The 25,874-nt window shown below is 41.0% G+C and carries 21 protein-coding genes and 2 pseudogenes; 20 read left to right on the top strand and 3 right to left on the bottom strand.

The window, feature by feature from the left end; translation table 11 throughout:
- Window positions 1–51: 51 nt before the first annotated feature.
- Window positions 52–614 (top strand): annotated as a pseudogene (locus FCR06_RS29235) (hypothetical protein); the annotation flags it as partial.
- Window positions 615–699: 85 nt separating this feature from the next.
- Here FCR06_RS29235 and FCR06_RS29230 read toward each other — a convergent pair.
- A complete protein-coding gene (locus FCR06_RS29230) occupies window positions 700–972 on the bottom strand; it encodes a hypothetical protein (RefSeq protein ID WP_138506051.1) in 273 nt (90 codons plus the stop codon).
- A gap of 762 nt (window positions 973–1,734) precedes the next feature.
- Here FCR06_RS29230 and purC point away from each other — a divergent pair.
- From purC to FCR06_RS29160, 14 genes are all read left to right on the top strand, one after another.
- A complete protein-coding gene (gene purC / locus FCR06_RS29225) occupies window positions 1,735–2,472 on the top strand; it encodes a phosphoribosylaminoimidazolesuccinocarboxamide synthase (protein ID WP_138506049.1) in 738 nt (245 codons plus the stop codon).
- Window positions 2,473–2,620: 148 nt separating this feature from the next.
- Window positions 2,621–5,431, top strand: a complete 2,811-nt coding sequence (locus FCR06_RS29220; protein WP_138506047.1) for a BamA/TamA family outer membrane protein — start codon at window positions 2,621–2,623, stop codon at window positions 5,429–5,431.
- A gap of 215 nt (window positions 5,432–5,646) precedes the next feature.
- The gene (gene lpxC, locus FCR06_RS29215) at window positions 5,647–6,498 is read left to right on the top strand and encodes a UDP-3-O-acyl-N-acetylglucosamine deacetylase (RefSeq protein WP_138506045.1); all 852 of its coding nucleotides are present in this window, start codon (window positions 5,647–5,649) and stop codon (window positions 6,496–6,498) included.
- Window positions 6,499–6,659: 161 nt separating this feature from the next.
- Window positions 6,660–7,190 (top strand): 3-hydroxyacyl-ACP dehydratase FabZ, encoded by a 531-nt coding sequence (fabZ, locus tag FCR06_RS29210; RefSeq protein WP_138506043.1) that lies wholly within the window; start codon window positions 6,660–6,662, stop codon window positions 7,188–7,190.
- Window positions 7,191–7,491: 301 nt separating this feature from the next.
- Window positions 7,492–8,310, top strand: coding sequence for an acyl-ACP--UDP-N-acetylglucosamine O-acyltransferase (lpxA, locus tag FCR06_RS29205; RefSeq protein WP_138506041.1), 819 nt, complete (start codon window positions 7,492–7,494; stop codon window positions 8,308–8,310).
- 123 nt (window positions 8,311–8,433) lie between these two features.
- Window positions 8,434–9,612: a lipid-A-disaccharide synthase gene (gene lpxB / locus FCR06_RS29200; protein WP_138506039.1), complete on the top strand. Its 1,179-nt coding sequence runs from the start codon at window positions 8,434–8,436 to the stop codon at window positions 9,610–9,612.
- A 136-nt stretch (window positions 9,613–9,748) separates the two neighbouring features.
- Complete coding sequence (locus FCR06_RS29195) at window positions 9,749–11,020, top strand: DNA cytosine methyltransferase (RefSeq protein WP_138506037.1); 1,272 nt, start codon at window positions 9,749–9,751, stop codon at window positions 11,018–11,020.
- A 337-nt stretch (window positions 11,021–11,357) separates the two neighbouring features.
- Window positions 11,358–12,512 carry a sulfate ABC transporter substrate-binding protein gene (locus tag FCR06_RS29190; RefSeq protein ID WP_138506035.1) on the top strand — a complete coding sequence of 385 codons (1,155 nt, stop codon included), beginning with the start codon at window positions 11,358–11,360 and terminating at the stop codon, window positions 12,510–12,512.
- Between the two features lie 84 nt (window positions 12,513–12,596).
- Window positions 12,597–13,598 carry a PstS family phosphate ABC transporter substrate-binding protein gene (locus FCR06_RS29185; RefSeq protein ID WP_138506033.1) on the top strand — a complete coding sequence of 334 codons (1,002 nt, stop codon included), beginning with the start codon at window positions 12,597–12,599 and terminating at the stop codon, window positions 13,596–13,598.
- A 49-nt stretch (window positions 13,599–13,647) separates the two neighbouring features.
- Window positions 13,648–14,589 (top strand): phosphate ABC transporter permease subunit PstC, encoded by a 942-nt coding sequence (gene pstC / locus FCR06_RS29180; protein WP_138506031.1) that lies wholly within the window; start codon window positions 13,648–13,650, stop codon window positions 14,587–14,589.
- A 6-nt stretch (window positions 14,590–14,595) separates the two neighbouring features.
- Window positions 14,596–15,495, top strand: coding sequence for a phosphate ABC transporter permease PstA (gene pstA, locus FCR06_RS29175; protein ID WP_138506029.1), 900 nt, complete (start codon window positions 14,596–14,598; stop codon window positions 15,493–15,495).
- A 107-nt stretch (window positions 15,496–15,602) separates the two neighbouring features.
- Complete coding sequence (gene pstB / locus FCR06_RS29170) at window positions 15,603–16,430, top strand: phosphate ABC transporter ATP-binding protein PstB (protein ID WP_138506027.1); 828 nt, start codon at window positions 15,603–15,605, stop codon at window positions 16,428–16,430.
- 161 nt (window positions 16,431–16,591) lie between these two features.
- A complete protein-coding gene (locus FCR06_RS29165) occupies window positions 16,592–17,017 on the top strand; it encodes a hypothetical protein (RefSeq protein ID WP_138506026.1) in 426 nt (141 codons plus the stop codon).
- A gap of 82 nt (window positions 17,018–17,099) precedes the next feature.
- On the top strand, window positions 17,100–19,208 hold the full coding sequence (locus FCR06_RS29160; RefSeq protein ID WP_138506024.1) for a single-stranded-DNA-specific exonuclease RecJ: 2,109 nt from the start codon (window positions 17,100–17,102) through the stop codon (window positions 19,206–19,208).
- A gap of 266 nt (window positions 19,209–19,474) precedes the next feature.
- Here FCR06_RS29160 and psb30 read toward each other — a convergent pair whose 3' ends face one another.
- Window positions 19,475–19,618: a photosystem II reaction center protein Ycf12/Psb30 gene (psb30, locus tag FCR06_RS29155; RefSeq protein WP_069068686.1), complete on the bottom strand. Its 144-nt coding sequence runs from the start codon at window positions 19,616–19,618 to the stop codon at window positions 19,475–19,477.
- A gap of 369 nt (window positions 19,619–19,987) precedes the next feature.
- Here psb30 and FCR06_RS29150 point away from each other — a divergent pair, with 369 nt between their 5' ends.
- From FCR06_RS29150 to FCR06_RS29140, 3 genes are all read left to right on the top strand, one after another.
- The gene (locus FCR06_RS29150) at window positions 19,988–20,338 is read left to right on the top strand and encodes a YkgJ family cysteine cluster protein (protein ID WP_138506022.1); all 351 of its coding nucleotides are present in this window, start codon (window positions 19,988–19,990) and stop codon (window positions 20,336–20,338) included.
- A gap of 216 nt (window positions 20,339–20,554) precedes the next feature.
- On the top strand, window positions 20,555–20,986 hold the full coding sequence (locus FCR06_RS29145) for a TMEM165/GDT1 family protein (RefSeq protein ID WP_138506020.1): 432 nt from the start codon (window positions 20,555–20,557) through the stop codon (window positions 20,984–20,986).
- 57 nt (window positions 20,987–21,043) lie between these two features.
- Window positions 21,044–21,346, top strand: a complete 303-nt coding sequence (locus tag FCR06_RS29140) for a TMEM165/GDT1 family protein (RefSeq protein WP_138506018.1) — start codon at window positions 21,044–21,046, stop codon at window positions 21,344–21,346.
- 59 nt (window positions 21,347–21,405) lie between these two features.
- On the opposite strand, the gene FCR06_RS29135 is transcribed toward FCR06_RS29140, so the two are convergent.
- The gene (locus tag FCR06_RS29135) at window positions 21,406–22,332 is read right to left on the bottom strand and encodes a cobalamin-binding protein (RefSeq protein ID WP_138506016.1); all 927 of its coding nucleotides are present in this window, start codon (window positions 22,330–22,332) and stop codon (window positions 21,406–21,408) included.
- A 401-nt stretch (window positions 22,333–22,733) separates the two neighbouring features.
- Here FCR06_RS29135 and FCR06_RS29130 point away from each other — a divergent pair.
- Window positions 22,734–25,048, top strand: a pseudogene (locus FCR06_RS29130) (ATP-binding protein).
- Window positions 25,049–25,647: 599 nt separating this feature from the next.
- A partial coding sequence (locus FCR06_RS29120) for a helix-turn-helix domain-containing protein (protein WP_223280347.1) occupies window positions 25,648–25,874 on the top strand: 227 nt, incomplete at its 3' end.

Below are 25,874 nucleotides of genomic sequence, written 5' to 3'. Positions count from 1 at the left end.
AGATTTCTTCCCCATCCTCCCAGACCTCCCACACTCCCCCCATGCCCTGGTGTGTTAGAAGACATTAGTCAGGAAAAACGGATGAAAACTACCATGTCCCGCTACCTGATACCCCATGTAGATAAACAAGTTATGGCTTTGGGGGAAGACGGTTTAATGGTGAGTGCAAGGAAGTAACCATCTTCTTTTCAGATATTCGTGGCTACACAACACTTATAGAAAATATCGGTGCAGCTGAAGTGGTATGGCTGCTGAATCAGTATTTTTAAATAAGTGAATTTACTTACCAACTTTGCAGCAATCGCATTTAGGTGCGTCAGTTGGATAGAATTCGAGTCAAAGGCAAGCACCAAGCAGTAAATATTTACGAGCTAATTGGCGATCACAGTACTGCCTTAGATGCCAACACTTAAGAGTTTTTGTTTCACTATCATACCGGACGCTCGGCTTATTTATCATGCAACTTCTCACAAGCGATCACTTGTTTTGGAGCCGCTAAACGCATCAAACCTGAAGACCAAGCTGTGAATATCCATTTAGAACGTGCTTGTAATTACCTACAAACCCCACCTCCAGAGTTTTGGGATGGTATTTGGACAATGCTTGCTAAGTAGTTATTGGATATGGCAAGAGGCAGGTGGGCACAGGGGCAGGGGGGAAAGACTTCTCCTCATCCCCCTTATCTTCCTAGTCCCTGCTTCAATCTTCAACCTCCCCGTTATTTTGAAACGGGTCTTCACCGATTTTCAACTCTTTTTTTGAGCGTTTCAACTGCTTCCATAGATCCTTTATTTGGTCGTAAGCTTCATCTGGAGGCAGTTTTCCACCTGTTTCTAAGTTGCAAATGTAGCTTACTTTTTGGGCAAATTCCTGTAGATTTGCGTTAAAAACTAAGTTTTCTGGCTTTACTTGACCATAGTAGCGGCCACGAGGATAGAGAAAATCATCTTTATTCACTATTTTTCTCTCCATTTATTAAATTCTCTTTTGTTTGAATTTTGGAAGCTGAATCACTAACTACCCCAATTTTTCTTTTATCAGACTGGGGAAACCGAATCTTTAAACTCCATTTCCAAGCGTTGATGTGGAAATTGGTCGATTCAGATATTGAAGCTAAAGGATAAAGCTTGAAATACTTCCACTGTAAACTTGACAAATAAAGTTTCCACCAAAGCGACTAGAGAGAATATTTAACTTCCTCCCATTGTCAATTTATCTCATCTTAATTTATGAAATTCAGATTGTAATTAAGTTCGCTAAAACCCCTATTTACTCAGTATTAATATATACTAGACTATTAAATAATTATCTTTGCAAAAATAATTACCAGTAAATTCTCAATCAATAAATTACACATGAAAAACTTACTACCTACTAAATTCAATTGTCCTCTGTTAAAAGTTAGAGATTGAGTTGTCAATCTTTAGTAATCGCCTCCTGACCGTTAACCACTAACCCAAAAACTAGACTTTTACAACTATTTTTATATTTATAGGCAAGGATTGAATCCAAGGAGTAGGGAGTCATGCAATTTTGGATTTGAGATTTTTTCAATCAAAAATCCAACTTGCCCTCAAAGCGCACTTTAATACTTTTAAACTCCCCAAACTTGCCTTGCAACACTACTGATCCTGAGTCTCCAATCCCCGATAGCTAATGGTTAATAACTAAAGATAAAATGGTGAAGCCTCAAAGGACAATTTTTGTCCTTCGCCTAGAACTTTACGTGCCACTATGTTTGTTAATTCCAAGCTATACGAAGGAAAAGCGAAAATTCTTTATACAACAGACCAACCGGAAGTCTTGTTGGCTGATTTTAAGGATGATGCCACGGCATTTAACGCGCAAAAGCGTGGCAGTATTCAAGGAAAAGGAGAAATTAATTGTAGCATTTCTAGCCAGCTTTTTAAACAATTAGAGGCAAATGGTATAAAAACTCACTTTATCGATAGTCCTGCCCCGAATCAGATGCGAGTGAGAGCAGTAAAGATTTTGCCCTTAGAAGTAGTGATTAGAAATATTGCTGCTGGCAGTCTGTGTCAACAAACTGGCTTACCAGTGGGTACAATTCTGAAACAGCCTTTGGTAGAGTTTTATTACAAAAGCGATCAATTAGGAGATCCTTTGTTAACACGCGATCGGCTGTACCTGCTAGAACTAGCCACACCGGAACAAGTCGATGCAATTACACATCTAGCATTGCAAATCAACGAGTTTCTCAATGATTTTTGGAAACGGTGCGGCATTACCCTAGTGGATTTCAAACTAGAATTTGGTTTGGACTCACAACAGCAGTTGCTCTTGGCGGATGAAATTAGCCCCGACACCTGCCGTTTGTGGGATATAGCAGAACAAGACTCAAACCGCCGGGTAATGGACAAAGACCGCTTTCGTCGTGATTTAGGCAATGTAGAGGATGCTTACCAGGAGGTTTTACAGCGAGTACTAAAAGCAGTAGAGAGTAATAATTAAATGGAAAATGGGGAAAAATCAATTAAAGTGTGGATTGTCATTTATCATTTGTCCTACATCGTTTGTCATTTGTGAAAAACCAATGACCAATGACTAATGACTTAATTTGTGATGGTGTGTGTGGTTGTGAAGAGGAATCATAAGTAAAATGCGTTTATCTCCCGTATTGCTGACAGCAGTGGCAATTGCAGTGCCTTTGTACGGCTCACCGAGTGCGAATGCACAAACCGCCAAAACTTCAAAACAGACAACAGAGGTTTTGACACCAGAAACCAATCAGCAGCCAGAAAAAGACACTGGTCAGGGTGACTCTAGTAACAGTCTACAAACTCGACCTAATACCACAGAGGTTGCACAAGCAAAGCATCTCCAGTCCCGTGTTGTCGCCGTTTTCCCTGCTAAAAAAACAGCAGCGATGTCTGACGACAAGCCCTTCTCTACCAGAAGCTACGCCAACGGGTTCGGGGCTGACGCTCTTAAGGTTGCTAACACTGCGCTAACGCAAGACGCTCGTTCAGGTAGCGTCTTTGACAAAACAAGACTCGCTACCACTTCGCTAACGACGGGAAGCGGAGCCACTTCTGTCTTGGGGTCTCACGCCACTCCCCTCAAGTCGGGAAACCCGCCCACGGGGGTGGCTCCCCAAGTGGAGAATGTGGCGTCCAAGACTGTGACCCCCTCACCGCCCCGTGTCTACACTCTGCCAGAGGTTATAGTGCCAACCACAACGCCAACAACAGCACAAACCCCTCAAACAAATCCTAACCCTACTCAACAGCCATCTCCAACCCCAAACCTCCCATTCCCAGATATTCAACAACCAACTCCTTCCCCTACTCCTGAGACTACTCCAGCCCCTGAAAATAGTAATCCCCCTGCAACAGAACCTTTATTACCCACAACACCAGGAGATACTCAACAGCCATCTTCTACTCCCGACATTCCCCTGCCAGATAATCAACAACGAACACCTGCTCCAGCCCCCAGCACTACTCCAGAAAATATACCCAACATTCCCCTGCCAGATAATCAACAACGAACACCTGCCCCAGCCCCCAGCACTACTCCAGAAAATACACAACCGGGCGTAGCTCCAGAAGCCACCGATCCCCGAGTACTGGTGTCGGAAGTAGTAGTCAGGTCACAAGCTGGGCAACTATCACCAGAATTGGAAGAACAAGTTTACAGAGTCATTCGTACTCAACCAGGACGAACAACAACCCGCAGCCAACTCCAAGAAGATATTAATGCCATCTTTGGTACTGGCTTTTTCTCGAATGTCCAAGCAACCCCAGAAGACACCCCTTTGGGAGTACGGGTGAGCTTTGTGGTACAGCCTAACCCCGTCCTGACTAAGGTACAAGTGCAAGCCAATCCTGGCACTGGTGTTGCCTCGGTACTACCACCTAATACTGTAGATGAAGTATTTCGCGACCAGTATGGTAAAATTCTGAACTTGCGTGATTTACAGGAAGGAATCAAGCAGTTAAACAAGCGGTATCAAGATCAAGGTTACGTACTAGCCAACGTAATTGGAGCGCCTCAAGTCTCTGAAAACGGAATTGTTACCTTGCAAGTAGCAGAAGGGGTAGTAGAAAACGTTCGAGTCCGGTTCCGCAATAAAGATGGTCAGGAAACAGACGAGAAAGGACAACCCATTCGCGGAAAGACGCAGCCTTACATCATTACACGAGAATTAGAATTAAAGCCAGGACAGGTATTCAACCGCAATACAGTCCAAAAAGACCTACAGCGCGTGTATGGACTAGGACTATTTGAGGATGTAAATGTCTCCCTTGACCCTGGTACTGACCCCAGTAAGGTGGATGTAGTAGTAAATGTGGCTGAACGTAGTAGTGGTTCTATTGCTGCTGGGGCAGGGATTAGTTCTGCTAGCGGACTTTTTGGTACAGTCAGCTATCAACAGCAAAACCTAAATGGTAGAAATCAAAAACTGGGAGCAGAAGTACAGGTGGGAGAAAGGGAACTGCTGTTTGACCTCCGGTTTACCGATCCCTGGATTGCGGGAGATCCTTACCGGACTTCCTACACAACTAATATTTTTCGCCGCAGTTCCATTTCGCTGATTTTTGATGGGCACGATCAAGATATAAGAACATTTAATCCAGATAATCCCGCAGATACAGACGCTCAGGATCGGCCCCGTGTTGTCCGTCTAGGTGGTGGTGTTACTTTTACCCGTCCCCTATCCTCCAATCCCTACAAAAGTTCAGTGTGGACTGCCTCCGCAGGTTTACAGTATCAACGAGTTACCACTCAAGATGCTGATGGCAATATCAGAAGAACAGGAGCGCTATTTGACGATGATGGTAATCGTATCGGTAATGAAGAAGTTCCATTGAGCTTCTCTGGTACAGGTCAGGACGATTTATTACTGTTACAACTGGGAACACAGCGCGATCTCCGTAATAATCCTCTCCAACCCACTAGCGGTTCTTATCTGCGCTTCGGGGTCGATCAGTCACTACCCATAGGAGAAGGTAATATTTTACTTACGAGATTACGCGGAAGCTACAGTCAATATTTCCCCGTGCAATTGATTCGCCTTAGCAAAGGGGCACAAACTTTAGCATTTAATCTGCAAGCAGGAACTATTTTCGGTGACTTGCCTCCCTACGAAGCCTTTACTCTTGGCGGTAGCAACTCGGTTCGGGGTTATGACGAAGGAGCATTAAGCAGTGGACGTAGTTATGTCCAAGCATCTGTTGAGTATCGGTTTCCAGTTTTTTCAGTAGTTAGCGGCGCACTATTTTTTGATATTGGTAGTGATTTGGGAACCACCACCAGACCAGCGGAAGTACTGAATAAAAACGGTACTGGCTACGGTTATGGAGTTGGGGTTCGCGTTCAGTCTCCCTTAGGACCAATTCGCATTGACTACGGTATCAATGATGACGGTGATAGCCGAATTAATTTCGGTATTGGCGAAAGGTTCTAATTTGTGATTGGTCATTGGTCATTAATTATTGATAAATAACAAACAACAACTGAACAAATGACAACTGGCAATTTTCTTTCGGAATTAGCTTGCTAATTTTGACGTTTGCCTCAATACTGTTCCGATAAAGGGATTAATGATATTTATCAGCGAATCTCAGGGGTTTTACCAAAACAGACTATGAACAATACTCAACGAAATATATTGATTGCTCTATGCAACAGCACACTCTAGCAGGTAAAATCACTCAAACTGGAGTGGGACTGCATAGCGGTGTGACTACACAAGTGCGGATACTACCCGCCCAAGTCAGTAGTGGACGCTACTTTGTCAGGGTAGATTTACCAGATATGCCAATAATTCCAGCCCAAGTTGCGGCAGTTAATCACACTCTTCTCTCAACTCAATTAGGTAAGGGTGAGGTATCTGTTCGCACAGTTGAGCATTTGTTGGCAGCGCTTTCGGGTATGGGTGTAGATAACGCTCGCATTGAAATTGACGGGCCAGAAGTGCCACTTTTAGATGGTTCGGCAAAGGTGTGGACAGCGAATATTGCCCAAGTTGGCTTAGTATCACAACCGATTGACAACCGAGAACGCTTGGCTATTAAACAACCAATATGGGTGTATCAAGAAGATGCGTTTGTATGTGCCCTCCCAGCACCAGAAACCCGCTTTAGTTACGGTATTGATTTTGACCTACCTGCTATTGGAAATCAATGGTATAGTTGGTCACTAACAGGTGAACTAGGAGATGCTTCTGCTAGCTTTGCTGCGGAAATTGCTCCGGCTCGTACTTTTGGGTTACTGCATCAAATTGAACACTTACAGAAAACAGGGTTAATTAAAGGTGGTAGTTTGGATAATGCACTGGTTTGTGGGCCTGAGGGGTGGGTAAATCCACCATTAAGATTTGCAAATGAGCCAGTCCGTCATAAAATCTTGGATTTAGTAGGAGATTTAAGTTTAGTAGGAAATTTTCCTGTTGCTCATTTCTTAGCGTATAAAGCCAGCCATAATTTACACATTCAACTGGCAAAAGAAATTTTCAATTTGGGATTTTGCTAAAAGTCGCGACTCGGCGGTTTTTGCCGATAGCGTAGCGTTAGCAAAAGCGTCACTGATGAAGGCAGATTTTGGATGAAATCTGAAAGCTGGAAATCCTAGATTGATCAGAGTTTCAATGTACGCCTACTCAATAACCAGATTAAAAGTTAACTACACGGCTAATGTCAATCCTTACTCAAGTGAATAGCAGCGATCGCACCACACCTACATCTACCGAACAACAAGGTACAAATGAGACTAAAATCACATCTGAGATTAAAACAACTTTCACATCTGAAGAAATTCAGCAACTGCTACCCCACCGCTACCCATTTTTACTTATAGATAAAATCATTGACTATATCCCAGAGAAAAAAGCTGTTGGCATTAAAAATGTCACAATTAACGAACCTTGTTTCCAAGGTCATTTTCCCGGACGACCACTGATGCCAGGAGTGCTAATTGTAGAAGCAATGGCACAAGTCGGAGGCATTGTCTTAACTCAAATGCCTCAGGCTGAAGGTGGACTGTTCGTTTTCGCTGGTATCGATAAAGTCCGCTTTCGTCGGCAAGTCATACCGGGGGATCAACTAGTAATGACCGTGGAACTGTTATGGGTAAAACAACGTCGTTTCGGTAAGATGCAAGGTATTGCCGAAGTTGACGGTCAACTCGCTTGTGAAGGTGAATTGATGTTTTCTCTAGTTAACTAAAAGTTTGCTTTCGTGGTGTGGGCATAGCCGTGAACTGCCCTACTGAATCCTGACAAGGATAACAGTTAAAAAAAGAATCCACAACAGCATCTTATAATTTCTTGATTTTCGCCGCCCTCTCTGACGAGACGAACGCACTCAACTTGCTCTGACACATTCGTTCACTCAAACACTCACGCTCAGCAACGCCAGTCGCCTCAATGGAACGGCAGTCGCTACAACTCTGTTAATCAGAGCAAAGCCCTGCCGGAAAAACCCCGGACGAGCGCTGGTTTATTAAGACAGTTCTGGAGATTCACCCTTGAAAACGCTTATTCATCCAACTGCTGTAGTTCATCCCAAATCGGAACTCCACCATACAGTGCAAGTCGGTGCCTATGCTGTGATTGGAGCGCATGTCAAAGTCGGCCCGGAAACAATTATTGGCGCTCATGTGGTGCTAGAGGGGCCTTGTGAAATTGGGGCGCGAAATCAGATTTTTACAGGAGCAGCGATCGGCATGGAACCCCAGGATCTCAAGTTTGTGGGAGAACCAACCTGGGTCAAAATTGGTGACAACAACTTGATTCGTGAGTACGTGACCATTAACCGCGCTACTGGTGCTGGTGAAGCGACAGTCATTGGTGATGGTAACCTACTGATGGCTTATGCCCATGTAGCTCACAACTGCGTGATTGAAGACCAGGTAGTGATTGCCAACTCTGTGGCCTTGGCTGGTCATGTGCATATAGAGTCACGCGCTAGGCTGAGTGGGGTTTTAGGTGTCCATCAGTTTGTGCATATTGGTAGACAGGCAATGGTGGGCGGTATGGCACGTATTGACCGGGATGTAGCCCCATATATGTTGGTGGAAGGCAATCCGGCGCGGGTGCGAACCCTCAACCTTGTAGGACTCAAACGGTCTGGTATGGACGCAGCAGATTTACAAATGCTCAAAAAAGCCTTCCGGATTCTTTACCGCTCTGACTTGTCGTTCAAGGATGCTTTGGAACAACTGGAATTGTTAGGGGATACTGAAGAGTTACAGCATTTGAGGCGCTTCCTGCTACTTTCTCAGATGCCAGGAAGGCGTGGCTTGATTCCTGGAAAGGTAAAAAAAGGCACAAATGATGAATCGTGAGTGAGGTAGAGAGACGTCTGAGGTAGAGACGCGATTAATCGCGTCTCTACAAGAATTATGAGTCATGAATAAAATTTTTGACTACTCACTCCTGGCTCTTAACTACTCAACTTTAGTTATCAAATGCGGATATTTATCAGCACTGGGGAAGTATCTGGCGATTTGCAAGGGTCGCTACTAATTACAGCGCTGAAGCGTCAAGCTGTGGCGATGGGGTTGGAATTAGAGATTTTGGCGCTGGGCGGCGAAAAAATGCTGGAGGCTGGGGCAACTTTGTTGGGCAATACCAGTAGTATTGGCTCAGTGGGTGTTCTAGAAGGACTACCTTATGTTTTGCCGACTCTCCAACTGCAAAGACGAGCGATCGCTTCCCTAAAACAAAATCCACCTGACTTGGTAGTGTTGATTGACTACATCGGCCCAAATTTGGGAATCGGCACTTTTATCGAACAAAATTTACCACAAATACCTGTGGTATATTACATTGCTCCTCAAGAGTGGGCTTTTTCAGTAAGTTTGCGAAACACTAACCGAATTGTCGGTTTTACAGACAAACTATTAGCAATTTTTCCCGAAGAAGCCCGTTACTATAGCGAGCAAGGGGCAGAAGTTAGTTGGGTGGGGCATCCTTTAGTTGACCGGATGCAAGATGCTCCCAGTCGCCAAGCAGCGCGTGCAACACTGGGGATTGCGCCAGAACAAATTACGATCGCCCTACTCCCTGCTTCTCGCCGCCAAGAATTAAAATCTCTTTTACCAATAATTTTTCAAGCTGCCCAAACGATTCAAGCTAAATTACCCGAAGTTCATTTTTGGATTCCCCTGTCTCTAGAAATTTATAGACAGCCAATTCAGGAGGCAATTGAGCGTTACGGTTTGCAGGCTACAGTTGTATCAGGTCAACAAAAGCAAGTTTTTGCTGCTGCTGATTTAGCTATTAGCAAATCTGGTACCGTCAACTTAGAACTTGCCTTGTTAAACGTACCGCAAGTTGTAGTTTATCGTTTAAATCCCGTAACTGCTTGGATAGGTCGTAAAATCCTTAAAGGTTCCATAACTTTTGCATCGCCACCCAATTTAGTAGTGATGAAGCCAATTGTGCCAGAATTTTTACAAGAGCAAGCCACACCAGAGAATATTATTCAAGCGGCGATGGAATTGTTACTCAATCCCAGTCGTAGAAAGCAAATTTTGGCAGATTATCAGCAAATGCGGCGAGATTTAGGAGAAGTTGGCGTGTGCGATCGCGCTGCTGAAGAAATTTTGCAAATGTTACCGGGGAATGGGGAGATCGGGAGATGAGGAGATAGGGAAGTGTGGGGAGAGATGGGAGAGACGGGAGAGAGGGGGGAAAGATTTCTTCCCCATCCTTTTAACACCTCTACTCCTCCCACACTCCCTCCATGCCCAATGCCCCATTCCCCATGCCCAGAAAAAAATGAAACAGCAGCTAAAAAGACCAATTGTAATAGATTTATTTGCTGGTGCAGGAGGACTAAGTTTAGGGTTTGAACAAGCTGGTTTTGATGTGAAAGCTGCTGTTGAAATCGATCCAATTCATGCAGTCGTTCATAAGTTTAATTTTCCTGATTGCGTGGTATTACCTTGTTCGATAACCGAATTATCAGGGAAAGAGATTCGAGAAAGAACTGGAATCGGCAATCAAAATATCGAAACTATAATTTCTGGTTCACCTTGTCAAGGTTACTCGTATATAGGTCGTAGAGCATTAGACGATCCCAGAAATTTTTTAATCAAAGATTTTATCAGAATTGTCTTAGAGTTAGAACCTGCTTATTTTGTTTTTGAAAATGTTAAAGGTTTGACAGTTGGAAAACATAAATGTTTTTTGTCTGAATTAATCAAAATTTTCAGCCAAAATGGCTATCAAATCTGTTTACCTTGGAAAATCTTGAATGCTGCTGATTATGGAGTACCACAAAGGCGAGAAAGATTATTTCTCATTGGTGCAAAGAAAGGTTTTGTTTTACCTAAGTATCCTACCCCATCTACTAAACTAGTTTGTCCGACGCTAACCAATCCTATCTTACCTGTTACTCCTTCTTGTTGGGATGCCCTTGGAGATTTACCAGAAGTAGAAGAATTTGAAGAGTTATTATCTAGTGATTGCACCGAAATAGAAAAATGGAGCAGTCCCAGCAATTATGCACGAGAGATGAGATGTTTAGATGATAGCAGTTGGCATTTTGGCTATCGCAGAAATTGGAATCCTTCTCTTTTGACTTCGAGTATGAGAACTAATCATTCCCAAATTTCGCGGGCGAGATTTCAACTTACAGAACAGGGAAAAAAAGAACCTATTTCTCACTTTTTCAAACTAGCAGAAAAAGGCATAGCCAACACTTTAAGAGCAGGAACTGATGCTGCTCATGGCGCACATACTTCTCCAAGACCTATTCATTATAGTCAGCCTCGCTGCATTACAGTACGGGAAATGGCACGCTTACATGGGTTTCCTGATTGGTTTCGTTTTCATATTACTAAATGGCATGGTGCAAGGCAGGTAGGAAATGCAGTTCCGCCACCATTAGCAAGAGCAATTGCTACAGAAATTATTAAATGCCTGGGAATTACTCCAACTACTCCTAAAGATGTCTTGGATTTGGGAGATCCCAAGCTTTTATCAATGAATATGAAACAAGCTGCGAATTATTGGCAGTTGACTGTACCAATTAAATGTAGTGAATAGCTTGATTGGAGATAAATTATTTAAGCGATCGCACTGTCAAATTTTCTCTTCTTACTCAGCACTCAGAATACAAAAATCCTCTGAGCAATCCGATACGGGGTAGTTCGTACTCTATTAGTGCACAGCAGATTTAAACTTTGTGAGGTACATAAATACCCTATCTGCATTCTTAAGGGCAGGGTTGGGGAGGAATATACCTTATATTCCTGCAAAACACTGTAAAAATAGCTGTAGTACAAAAATTCAGAGCGAATGAAAATTATTGTTCTACATACCCTATAATCTTTTTAATTACGGTATTTGACTAGATATACCGTAGATTTAGGGGTGATTTCTGATGAGCAAGTCGCAACAACAAACACAAGTAAGTCAATTCCTAACCCAAGGAATGCAGATTTATGCCAAGAAAGCTTTGCAGGCTATAGAATTTTTGTGCCAACGCCGAATTAGAAGTTGGTTGAATGGACGTAGTTTGCTAAGCTTTGCGAGTCTGTTGCTAATAAGTGCTTTTTTGAGTATGGCAGTTGCTTCCTGTGGAAGCAGTTCGGCTAATGATGCTGATGTCAAGCTGAGGCTAGTTTCCTTTTCTGTTACCAAAGCAGCTCACGATCAGATAATTCCCAAATTTGTGCAAAAGTGGAAGCAAGAACACAACCAAAACGTCACATTTGAGCAAAGCTATGGAGGTTCTGGCGCTCAAACGGCTGCTGTGATTGCTGGTTCGCAAGAAGCAGATATTGTACACTTGGCACTTCCACTTGATGTAAATAAAATTCAGCAAGCAGGTTTAATTAAATCAGGCTGGGAAATTAAATCTCCGAGAAATGGTATTGTCAGTAGATCTGTAGCGGCGATCGTAACGCGCGAAGGCAATCCAAAAGGTATAAATACTTGGGCAGACTTGGCAAAAGATGGCGTGAAAGTGATTGCGGCTAACCCAAAAACTTCTGGTATTGCTATCTGGGAATTCTTAACTTTTTGGGGTTCGGTGAGTCTAACCGGAGGTGACGAAGCCACAGCATTAGATTATGTCACCAAAGTTTATAAAAACACCCCTATTCTGACAAAAGATGCCCGTGAAGCAAGCGATTTGTTTTTCCAAAAAGGTCAGGGAGATGTCTTAATTAACTACGAAAATGAGGTAATTTTGGCACAAAGAACTGGTACGAAGTTACCTTATGTTGTACCCCAAGTCAATATCTCCATTGATAATCCTGTAGCCATAGTTGATAAAAACGTCGATAAGCACGGTACAAGAGAAGTTGCACAAGCCTTTGTTGATTTCCTTTACTCGACAGAAGCTCAACGGGAATTTGCAAAATTACAATATCGTCCTGTTAACCCCACTGTCGCCCAAGAAGTAGCATCACAATATCAGCCAATTAAAACTTTATTCACATCTCAAGATTTGGGTGGCTGGGATATTATCCAGAAAAAGTTTTTTGGACAGGGAGGAATTTTTGACAAAGTGCAAGCTGCAAATAAAGCATGATATCTATTTTTTCATGCAGCATTTTCTACTTGCAGATAGCCAAGTATAAGAAATTCTTCACTCACTTTACTCAGTTGATAATTTATGAGCTTTTGTAGTAGATTTAAAGATAGCTTTTTCCTGATATTTTTAATGATTCTTGCCAGTAGTATCACTGCTTGTAGCAGGAATGAGGAAAAGAAAAGTCAAGTGAGTATTGATGGTGCAGCTGTAGGTTTTCCTATTTCTTTAGCTGTTGCAGAAGAATACGGTAAAGTCAAACCTGAAGCTAAAGTAAGCGTTGCCTCAAGTGGTACTGGTGGTGGTTTCAGTAAATTTTGTAATGGCGATATTGATATAGCTGGTGCTTCTCGCACCATTAGAGATGAAGAAATCAAAAAATGCCAAAGTAAGAATATTAAATTTGTAGAGTTGCCTATAGCTTTAGATGGCATCGCCGTGATTGCTAATCGCCAAAATAACTTTGCCAAATGTCTAACTATTAAGGAACTGGGTAAAATTTGGGGCGGCAAATCAGACGGCAAAATATTGAGATGGAATCAAGTTAATTCCAAGTTTCCTAACGAAAAGCTGAAGCTGTATGCTCCATCTTCTGATACGGGAACATTCGATTATATGACTCAAGCTGTGACTGGCAAAGCCAAAAATGGTCGTACAGACTACACTGCAACTCAAAATCAAAACCTTCTCGTACAAGGAGTGTCAGGTGATGTATCAGCCTTGGGTTATGTAGGGATATCTTACTACATTCAAAACCAAGATAAACTCAATATAGTTGCTGTAGAAAGTCCCACAGGGAAATGTGAAAAACCAGTTCCGGTAGATAATGTAATTAAAAATATCTACACACCTTTGTCTCGTCCTCTGTTTATCTATGTCAGTAAAAAATCTTTAGATACTAAGCCAGCAGTAAAAGATTTTGTAGATTTTTATCTAGAAAATTCTTGGAAGTGGGTAGATAGTGTTGGTTATGTAGCATTACCTGATGAAGCTTACCTCAAAGTCAAACAAAAATTTGCTACTGGTGAAACTGGAACAAAGTTTAAAAAAGCAAAACCAGGTGAACCGATTACAAACTTTATTTAAATAAAGTTTCAGTCATTCTAGTTTAATTTTAGTAATAAGTTAATTGTTTATGCAAAATGCAAATTCTCAAGACGCTCCTTATTTAAAATCCAGAGAGTCACTGGAGAAAAATGCATCTGAAGATATTTCAGAAAAAATTATTGCGGCGATTTTATTTGCTTGTGCTTTAGTCTCGGTTTTGACTACCTTTGGAATTGTCATAATTATTTTTCAGGAGACATTCAGTTTTTTTCAAGAAGTCTCTTTTGCCCAATTCTTTCTTGATACTAAATGGACGCCTTTATTTGCCGATAGACATTTTGGTGTTTGGCCATTGATTAATGGCACTTTCTTGACTACAGCTATTGCAATGGCAGTTGCTATTCCTTTGGGTTTATCTTCTGCAATTTATTTAAGTGAGTATGCTCAACCCAAAGTAGCAGCCATTTTACGTCCAGCAGTTGAACTTTTAGCAGGAGTACCAACGGTAGTCTATGGTTACTTTGCATTGTTATTTGTTACACCATTACTGCGGAATATCATCCCTCTAGAAATCTTTAATGCCTTGAGCGCTGGGTTAATGATGGGTGTAATGATTACTCCTACAGTTGGTTCTATCAGCTTAGATGCTATTCGAGCAGTTCCACGTTCTTTGCGAGAAGGAGCTTACGCTTTAGGCATCACTAAACTAGAAACTATTTTTAAAGTAGTTCTACCAGCCGCACTTTCTGGAATCATAGCTTCGATTATTTTGGGTATTTCTCGAGCTGTAGGTGAAACAATGACTGTTCTCATCGCTGCCGGACAACAACCAAGGTTAACTGTTAATTTTACGGAATCAATAGAAACAATGACAGCTTACATGGCACAGATTTCTGGTGGAGATAGTCCACGTGGTAGTCTCAATTTCAAGACATTATATGCTGTAGGTGCTGTTCTGTTTCTACTTACCCTTGCTTTGAATATTGTTAGTTACTGGATTGCTAATCGCTTTAAAGAAAAATACGACTAAATAGATATGGCTACAAATTATCGACAAAATGATTCTCTAGATTCTGCGCCAGAATTTACCGATAATGTTGAAAGTAGGGAGACAGTAGGGAAAGTATTTGAAGTACTTTTTTTGTTAGGATTGCTGATTGGTTTATTTATCTTAGTGTTGCTACTATTTGATATTTTGCGAGACGGATTAGGCAGATTTTTATCACCTGGCTTTCTTACGGAAACTCCTTCTCGTTTTCCTGACCAAGGTGGTATTCGTCCTGCAATTATCAGCAGTGTCCTTTTAGGATTTGTTGTAATTTTGGTCACTGTACCAATTGGTGTTGGAGCAGCTTTATATCTAGAAGAGTATGCACCTAAAGCTTGGTGGACAGCGATTGTTGAGATTAATATCAGCAATCTAGCGGGAGTACCTTCTATTGTCTACGGATTACTAGGTTTAGGAGTTTTTAATTATCTGCTTGGGTTCGGCCCCGCTTTGATTTCTGGAGCATTGACTTTATCTTTATTATCTTTACCAGTAATTATTGTGACGGCTAGAGAAGCAATTCGCGCCGTCCCAGATTCTTTAAGAAATGCTTCTTACGGATTAGGTGTTACTAAATGGCGAACTATCAGCCATCATGTTATACCCTATGCTGTTCCTGGTATCCTAACTGGGGTAATTATCTCTGTATCGCGTGCTATTGGTGATGCAGCGTCTTTAATTGTTGTAGGTGCTGTGGGTTTTCTTACTTTTAACCCTGGTTTATTCCAGAGATTTATGGCTTTACCTATTCAAATTTATAGCTACATCACTCGTCCAGAACCAGGTTTTGCTAGTGCAGCAGCAGCCACAATTATTGCATTATTACTCTTGATTTTAGTTTTAAATGGTATAGCAATTTATATTAGGCAACGCTTTACAATAAATTAGATAAATGGTAACAATTCCAAATTAATAAGCTTGAATATTGTTCCAATATTCAGTAGGGATACAACTATAGTTGAAGAATTTTTTTCTAAAATTTGGAGCAGCAAAAAATGACTTACAGCAATAGAAGAAGTCAACAAGATAGTACCACAATAGAACCAGCAAATGCAGTATTTAATGCTGAAGGAGTGAAAGTATACTATGGTGGATTTCTGGCACTTTTAGATGTTTACTTAAAGATTCCAGAAAAACAAATTATTGCTTTTATTGGTCCTTCAGGATGTGGTAAAAGTACTCTACTACGTTGCTTCAATCGAATGAATGATTTAATTCCTGGAGCGAAGGTAGAGGGGAGATTGAATTATCGCGATCGCAATATTTACGACCCGAAAATCAATTCTGTAAAATTACGCCGCCAAGTCGGAATGGTTTTTCAAAGACCAAATCCTTTTCCGAAGTCAATCTATGACAACATTGCCTTTGGCCCCCGTTCTAACGGTTATAAAGGTAACATCGATGAGTTGGTAGAAGATTCCCTCAGACGGGCTGCTATCTGGGATGAAGTTAAAGATAAACTCAAACAAAAGGGTACTGCATTATCAGGGGGACAACAGCAACGGCTTTGCATCGCCAGAGCGATCGCTATGAAACCAGATGTATTATTAATGGATGAACCATGCTCTGCTCTTGACCCAATTTCTAGCCGCCAAGTAGAAGAATTGTGCTTAGAACTCAAGCAACAATACACTATTATCATAGTGACTCACAACATGCAGCAAGCTTCCAGAGTCGCAGATTTTACCGCTTTCTTCAATACAGAAATTGACGAGCATGGTAAACGTCGGGGAAAATTAGTTGAGTTCAGTCCGACACTGCAAATGTTCAGTTCTCCTCAAACTAAAGAAGCTGAGGATTATATTAGTGGACGTTTCGGTTAAAGAGACATTATAGGGGAAGGAGAAAGGTGAAAGCCAAGCTGAGTTGGGAGCAACTATTATTCCCTTGCACTTTAATTTAAATAACCATTCTGGAAAATATGCTGAGGCTTGATAGTACTTGACTAAAGTAAAATTTTAGTCAAGTACTTATACTGTGTATTATGTTTAAGTCTCTGTCATTTGCTTTAATTGCATTTAGCGTTCTCACAGCATCCATTAATAACCCTAATGTTACCTTGGCGGGAACATGTGCGTCTAAGTGTGGGCCGCGTCCAATTCAATTTACTCCTGGACAACACATCCAGGTTGAAGTTGTAAATAGCACACCCAATCTGATAAAAATCCAAAAACCCTCCGGGACTGACGCAATATCTTTGAATCCAGGACAAAAATTAAATTTAGAACAAATAGAGGGTACAGAGCCAAATACATCTTTGATATTTTGGAGCGAAAAGGGTTTATCACTACAAGCAATTGTTTCAAAACCAAACTTTGGCACATTGCGCCTGGAACTCCGTCCGACTTGGCGTTCTCCGGGCGATCGCTCGTTGTATATTATGGATGATGGTAGGATAAACGTGTTCTAGATAGTAAATTAATGTTATTAGTTATGAGTTAAGAAACAACTTTCAATTCAACACTCATAACTGAAAACTCCTAACTTTTATTGTGCTAGACCGAGCTGTATCTGAAGTATCAAAGCCTCACAGACGCTTACCCAATCAGCGCTGGCAGATTTATCCACAAAAACCAGAATTTGCCAAAAATCTGGCGGTTTTGACAAAGATTTCGCCTATTATCAGCCAATTGCTGATTAATCGGGGTATAGAAACACCAGAACAAGTACAAGCATTTTTAAATCCAGAGTCTTTAGTCTTACCTTCGCCGTTGGAGGAATTCCCAGATTTGGCGATTAGTTTGGAGTTGTTACAAAATGCGATCGCCTCTCAAGCAAAAATCGCTATTTGTGGTGACTATGATGCTGATGGCATGACTAGTACTGCTTTACTTTTGCGTAGTCTACGCACTTTGGGCGCACAAGTAGATTATGCTATTCCCAGTCGAATGCACGAAGGCTACGGTATTAATAAACGTATAGTTGAAGAATTTCACAGCGAAGGAGTGGAACTAATTCTCACTGTAGATAATGGCATTTCTGCATTTGAACCAATAGCTAGAGCTAGAGAACTTGGTCTTGCAGTTATTATTACCGACCACCACGACATTCCCCAAAAACTACCACCAGCTAATGCTATCCTCAACCCCAAACTCATAGCAGAATCCTCACCTTATCGGGGTGTTGCTGGTGTTGGTGTCGCCTACATATTGGCAGTGTCTCTAGCACAACAGTTAGGGGAGACTCAAGGCTTAATTAGACCGATGCTAGCACTATTTACACTGGGAACGATCGCAGATTTAGCTCCTTTAACTGGTGTGAATCGTCGTTGGGTGAAACGCGGTTTACAGCATTTACCTAAATCCAATTTACCCGGAATCCAAGCTTTAATTCAGGTAGCTGGGGTGCAAGCCAGAGGAGATGAGGGGGCAGGGGGCAGGGGGCAGGAGGCAGAGGATAAAGTTCCCAAATCCCAAATCTCAAATCCCAAATCCCTGAAGCCTGAGGATATAGGGTTTCGTTTAGGGCCGCGAATTAATGCTATTGGTCGAATTGGTAATCCTTTGACTGTGATTGAACTGCTAACTACAGATGATATGGGAGTGGCGCTCGAAAGAGCAATGCAGTGCGAACAAGTCAACACCTCTCGCCAGCAAATGTGCGAGCAAATTGAACAAGAAGCGATCGCTTTTGTAGAGACAGAATTTGTGGCATCTCTACAGCAAGACCGTATATTAGTTGTTGTGCAACCCAATTGGCATCACGGCGTTATCGGTATCGTCGCCTCTCGCTTGGTGGAACGCTACGGCGTCCCTGTGTTCATTGGTACGTATGAAGATGAGCAACACACACGCGGTTCAGCACGAGGAATTCCAGAGTTTGATGTGTTTGCAGCTTTGGAAGCTTGTCACGACTTACTAGGAAAATTTGGCGGACACAAAGCAGCCGGCGGATTTTCTTTACCAGCAGAAAATTTACAAGCGTTGCGATCGCGTTTGATTGAGTTTGCCAACGGATGTCTTGAACCCCAACATCTCAAGCCTTTGCTGAAAATTGATGCCGAAGTCAACCTCAATCAAATCAATCAGCAGCTTTATCAACAGCTTAACGCTCTGCATCCTTGCGGTATCGATAATCCCGATCCGATTTTTTGGACACCTAATGTCCAAGTAGTTGAGCAGCAAATTGTTGGCAAGGGTCATATCAAACTGACAGTTGCTCAAACTGTCGATGGTCAACATTATAAAATTAAAGCGATCGCTTGGCGTTGGCGCGATTACTTCCGCCTTCCATCACGAGTGGATGTCGCTTATAAACTGCGAGAGAATCACTTTAACGGTAACACTACCATCGAGCTAGAGTTAGTAGGTGTGAGATTGCCAATTCCGGCTCAACAATTTTTTGTTTCGCCGCCTACCTCTTCAAGCACCACTTTTGAATACAACCAGCGACAATATACTTGCGGTTTCTATAAAAATGGTTTGGCAGCAGAATTAAGAATTAAAAATCCTGAAGGCAAAATCTTGGTTATGCAACCAGGACAGGTAAATGGTTTGCTTGGCATTAATCGTCAAGATGCCAAAGAAGTTGATATTTCTCAACCACAATATGACAATATTATCCAGGCAGCCCTTCAAGCTTTATCAAGTACGAAGTGCTGAGTTAGGAATTAGGAGTTAGGAGTTGGGAGTTGTGATTTCTTAATTAACTTTTTACTTCTAACCCTGAGAATAAGAGTGCTGATTTATGAGTTTAGAGTTACAACAGATTTTAAGCAGAGTGAAGTACACAAAGATTTGTCTGCTAGAGAAGTATAAAAAGTCTTTCACTCCTCAACTCACCAATTCTGTTGCATAACTAAAGAAGAAAATTTTGAATTCTCACTCTTAACTCTCAATTATTAACTCTCAATCAGCACTCAGTATTCTTAAAGGTTACCGTTGCGAAATGCTAACACAAAGATTACTGCCGGGCCAGCAATCACGATTAGCGCCACGGACAGTAATTGAAAAATAACTTCCCAATTGATGCTGGTAAAAGCGTTAAACAAATCAGATACAGCGTCAAACATTTTTCCTTTTCTCCTCCTAATTTGGTTTAAGAAATTCAATACTTTGTTAGAAACCCGCAATCGATCATATCTGGCCGCAGGCTGTAAGATTTAATTTACTTAACAAAATTATAAGAAAAAACATAAAATATGAGGAATCGAGGATTAGGGAACTCGAGGCCTCGTTTGGCGATAAGGGTAAATCGGGAGTAGGGACTAAAGAATGAGATTAAAAATACTATTTTGTAATACCCAGTACCGAATCCCTATAACTGTTCTTAATTGAGTAAATACAGACGTTCGTAGGGTACTACAGCTGTGCTAACCTACAGCATGCCAAACTAAAATCGCTATAATACCCAGTACCCAGACGCCAATCCCTAATCCCAAATGTCAACTTGGCAATGTGTAAAACAATGTGGAGCCTGCTGTCATCTCGATCCAGCAGAGCGTCCAGATTTGGATGAGTATCTCTCGCCTCCAGAACTAGAACTTTACCTGAGCATGGTAGGTGAAGGAGGATGGTGCATTAATTTTGACCATACTACGCGAGAGTGCCGCATCTACCTAAATCGCCCGCGCTTCTGCCGCGTTGAATCGGAAGTCTTTCAAGATATGTATGGGATTGAGCCGGAAGAACTCAATGATTTTGCCATTGACTGCTGTCGTCAGCAAATAGAGGGAGTATATGGCGATCGCAGTTTAGAAATACTCCGGTTTGATCAAGCCATTGGCTTTTGACACCCCAATGCTCATTTTTTGTTTGGGGGACTTCCAGAAAATAAATTATTCCATCTCACGCCCATCAAAACGACTTTCTCTCCCCCTGCTCCCTGGCTCCTGTCCTCAAAGCAATGGAATATTTTTTAATTAGAAGTCCCTTGGGTTGCAATTTATGATAAAAATCTGAGAAAATGATAGAAATATGAAAACAACCTAGCAACGAAACTATTGCCTGTGAAACTACATTCTGCACCTTTAGGCATTTCTGGCATATCTTCATCTGAGATAGACCTAGAACTCAAAGATAGCGATGATTTTAACTTAACCCCTGCTCGCTGCTTGCCAGTTCAGCCTGTAGTTGCGGATAATCCTCAAAAGCAGAAATCAGCGCTAGTAGTTTTTGGTACTACCTTTATAACTATCTTTTTAGCAGAAATTGGAGATAAGACTCAGCTATCTACTTTGTTAATGAGTGCGGAATCTCATTCACCGTGGATAGTATTCATCGGATCTGCGGCTGCACTCATAACCACCAGTTTATTAGGTGTACTTTTAGGTGGTTGGATAGCCACCCGACTCAGCCCAAAAACTGTAGAAAAATCAGCAGGCGTGATGTTGTTGTTGATTTCTCTAATGCTGTTTTGGGATGTATTTATTGGTTATTAGTCATTGACTATCGATTATTAATTATTCCTCTGTGTCCCCTACACCTCCCGTAATAATATGGATTGGCATCTTCTTGGATTGAGCTTTATTACAGTTTTTTTATCAGAATTAGGTGACAAAAGTCAGCTAGCGGCGATCGCACTTTCAGGGCGTTGTCAATCTCCGCGTGCTGTATTTTTTGGTTCAGCATTAGCACTACTGTTGACAAGCTTTTTGGGAGTATTAGCAGGAGGAGCAGTAGCAGAATTATTACCTACACGCTTGATTAAAGCGATCGCTGCTGTGGGATTTGCTATTCTCGCTGTACGTCTACTGTTATTTAACAATGAACCATCATCTGATTCTGAACAAGTATCTTGAAGAATTCACGATTCAGGAGCTTTCTTTGCTTTGCTCCTAAATAGTGATTTCTAAATTCTTCATAAAGGTTCCCAACCAGTTCCTTTGTAACCGTATTCAAAAATTTCTGGATGTAAAATTTCTGCCAAAATTTCCAGAGAATCTACCAGYCGTGGTCCTGGACGATTGAAGTAAGAATTGCCATCAGTGATGTAGACCCTACCAGTTTGGGTAGCATGTAGTTTTTCCCATTCTGGAAGTTGAGTTAAAAGCTGGGCTTCTTGGCGAGTACGATTTAAATCAAAGCCGCAAAGCATAAAAACAATTATATCAGGATTACTTGCTACTAGTGTTTCCCACGGTAGCACAGGAGAAGGCTGACCGGCGACACTAAACAGGGATTGCCCTCCTGCCAAGTTAACCAATTCCGGAATCCAATTCGCCGCAATCATCAAAGGATCGGTCCACTCAATGCAGGTGACAGTGGGCAGTTCATTTAAAGCAAGTCCTTGAATTTTTTGTTTACAAATTTTGATCCGAGCCTCTAAATTTTCTATGACTTTTACTGAGTCTACACTGAAGATATTGCCAACTCTTTCAATATCAGCGCAAATATCTTGAAGAATGTTAGGTTGTAAAGAAATAATCTGGGGTTGACTCTTAAGGAGTGTAGCAACTGCCTTTTCGACTTCATCAAGGCTTACAGCACAAACATCACACTGGTCTTGAGTGAGAATATGGGTAGGCTGCAACTGCTCTAAAACATCTGTTTTAATTTCATAGATACTGAGAGCAGATTGTAATAAATTATTTACGTCATTGTGAATTTCGCTGCTGGAGGCATTGGAGTCTAAACGTGCTTGGGTACAAACGGGGCGATTTTGGATTTCTGGGGGGTAATCACATTCGTGCGATCGCCCTACAATAGCATCAACCAATCCTAATGTCGCTAAAATCTCTGTTCCACTAGGAATTAAAGAAACAATTTTTATACTACTATCTATCATCACTCTACCTTTGCAACAGCTAATATTAACTTAATTCTGGCAAAATTTAAGTCATTAGATATCTTTCTCTAGGCGAATTCAAGGGTATTCTGGTAGTCAGGACTAACCAAGAATCTAAATCAGAAGACTAGTATCCCAAGGAATCGAGGTAGCAATTACGGTAATTAAGTGATGTAATGATTACATTAGCTGTGCAAGTTAACTTTTAAAAATACTATACTACTTGATAGTTAAATAATTTTAAATCCAAATCATAACTCATTGAGGCAAAAATGACTGCTATGAACTTATAGAAGTGATTGGCAAATTCTAGCCTGAAACTTGTCATCCCAGAATTAGAAGATTTGATTTAAACAAATATATCTTCCGGTTATGAAAAATTCTATGAAGTAATTGTAGTTATACAAAGACAGTTCTACTGTTCGCGTAGAACTGCCAACCTACTTATCTCTTTTTAAGGACAACTCATGCAGGTGGCCGCGGCTATAAATATCACAGGGTATAATGAAGCCCAAGAGGGTTTACAAATTAGAGAAGATAGTCGGCGAAAACAAAGCCAGACTTTGGTGCAACTGGCAAGGAGCAAGACATTTCAGCAAGGTAATCTAAATGCCGCCTTAAGAGAAATTACAGAAACGGCTGCTCGAACGCTCTTAGTGGAGCGAGTCGGGGTGTGGTTATATAATCAAGAACGTTCAAAAATGGAATGCATCGATTTATACGATGTGAATACCAAAGAGCATACCTTTGGTAGCTCGCTTTTAAAAACAAATTATGTTACTTATTTTCAGGCTTTAGAACATGAACGTAGCATTGCCGTAAATGATGCTAGAAACGATATCAGAACGCAAGAATTATCAGAGTCTTATCTTTCTACTTTTGGCATCACATCACTACTGGATGCACCAATTTGGCTAGAAGGGCGTTTGGTGGGCGTAGTTTGTCACGAACACATAGGCGAAGGTCGGCAATGGACTTTAGAAGAAGAAACTTTTGCTGGCTCAATTGCAGATTTCGTCACCTTAGCTATAGAAGCGAGCCAGCGAAATACTGCACAGGAAGCACTCCGGCAGAGTGAAGCGCAATTTCGGGCGATTTTTGAGTGTTCTTCTGTCGGTATCGCGCTTATAGACATGAAAGCGCAGATAGTCGATATTAATGCTGCACTATGCGAGATTTTAGGATGTAGCCGAGAAGATTTATACGGCAAACGTTTTACAAATTACGTTTGTACACAAAAAGGTGATTTAGAAATTTATAAACAACTGCTCTCAGGAATAAGCACAAATTTAGGAAAAAGTTCAAGGGTCGAAGTTAAACAACCTGTAGATAGACATCGTATTGAGATGGAAAGACGCTGCCTACATCAAGATGGTAGCTTAGTTTGGACTCATATTTCTGTTTCTGTGATTCCGGATAGCAATGGTCAAGCTGAGTTTTTTCTTGCGATGATTGAGGATATTAGTGAACGCAAGCAAACCGAGTTGAAACTAGTTGCTTCTCAAGAAGCAGCAGAAGCAGCAAGTCGAGCAAAAAGTGAATTTTTAGCAACCATGAGCCATGAACTGCGGACACCTCTGAATGCAATTATGGGCTTATCGCAATTACTTCAACAAGAAATAGTTGGCTCTGTCAATGAAAAGCAAAAAGAATATATCGATTGTATATATAGTAGTGGCGAACAGTTATTAGCTGTGATTAACGATATCTTGGACTTATCTAAGGTAGAAGCAGGTAAAGAAGAATTGTTGCTTTTACCTTTGTCAGTGTCAGAGATATGCAATTATGCCATATCGACAGTACGTGATCCCGCTTTAGAAAAGGGATTGCAACTCACATGTGAAATTGACCCCAAAGCGGATATTTGCATTGCTGATGAACGGCGCATCAAGCAAATGCTACTTAACCTGCTCAGCAATGCTGTGAAATTTACCTCAGTTGGTGAGGTATCGCTGATAGTCAAGAAACTACCGCGAGGAATGAAATTTATAGTTTCAGATAGTGGAATTGGTATTGACTCAAGTCATTTTCAATTTCTATTTGAACCCTTCAAACAGCTTGATAGTCAGTTAAATCGCCAGTACGAAGGTACAGGTTTGGGTTTAGCTTTGACACGCAAATTAGCCCGTTTACACAGTGGAGATGTAACTGTTACATCTACTTTAGGAAAAGGTAGCGAGTTTACTTTGTTTTTACCAAATCGATTGTATCTGGAAGATGAGCATAAAAGTATAAGCGTCCCCTTTCAACATTCAGAACTTTAGACAGATGAGGCAAAAAATTTTATATCTGCATCATCTTCCCTAGGCGTTCCTCAAAATAAAACTATTTTGCTTGTAGCAGATGAGCATAATACAAGTATTGTGCTGCAAGATTATGTCCAGACAATTGGCTACCAAGTCAAGTTGATTAATAGTGTGAATGACTTTTTCAGGAGGTGCAAACCCGAGAACTAAATTTAATTCTGTTGGATGTCCAGTTAATAGGTGATGTTAGTGGCTATGATTTGCTAAATATTATTACACAAGAGCCTTCTTTAGAAGATTTACAGGTAGTAAGGATGGACTTTAATGAACTTTCAGAAAATAAATTTTTTCTTGTGAAAACTGGTGCTAACGACTATCTTATTAAACCAATTCAGGTATTTAAATTAGAGTCAATATTAATAAGATATTTGAGTAAAAATGATTTTTATAACGATCAAATGCTTATTTAGATACAAGGCGATCGCATTTATATTTTTCATTCCAAAGAAGTATTGTAAAATGATACTAAATGTGTAGTGCCTTTTGAGCTTCGCTTAGGCATAGCCCAACCCAGGCATCGCTGCAATTAATCTAAAAATATAAAGATTACACAAAGATAAGCAATTTTATATACATTTATTGCTCCAAAATATAAAGAATATGCAAAGATGTCTTTCAAAGTGTAGACATCTAAGTAATATTTTGTAGTTAATTATTAGTAAGTTATTTAGATGTTCCCTTTTTTGAAGCTAAATACCACGGATATAGAGCTGAGAGCCAAAGCAAAAATTCATTTGCCTCTCATCTGTAAGTGATTCTCTGTGGTTAAGACAGTAAGACTTATGCATTGACAAAAAACTAAAAATGAAGTGTGAATTTGAGGCATTCAAACTTTATTTTGCTATGGTTTGTTAGCAATAGCTACTGAATCAAAGATAGTTGATAAAAGCTTGAAACAATCTATTTTTGTGAATTCACACGCTAAAAGTTTGCCAGTGCTTACAGCGTTTTTCAATTGAATAGACCACAAATTTAGTAAACTGGAGAGGCAGCAAAAATACTCATAGTTATGCCTGCTCCTTACTCAACTGATTTACGCCAACGTGTGATAGATGCTTATGAAGCCCAACAAGGGTCACAACGCCAACTGGCTAAACGCTTTAAAGTGAGCTTATCCTTCATTAAAAGGTTAATTCGTCGCTATCGAGATACAGGACAAGTGACACCTTTGCCTCATGGAGGTGGCGCGATCGCTAAAATCAGGACTAGCAATTTACCAGTAGTTGAGCAGTTAGT

Origin of the sequence: Nostoc sp. PA-18-2419, assembly GCF_005869855.1 — a bacterium.
In the GTDB taxonomy this organism is placed as follows: Bacteria; Cyanobacteriota; Cyanobacteriia; order Cyanobacteriales; family Nostocaceae; genus Nostoc.
The sequence above is the reverse complement of the archived record's forward strand: the minus strand, read 5'-3'. Positions and strand labels throughout refer to the sequence as shown.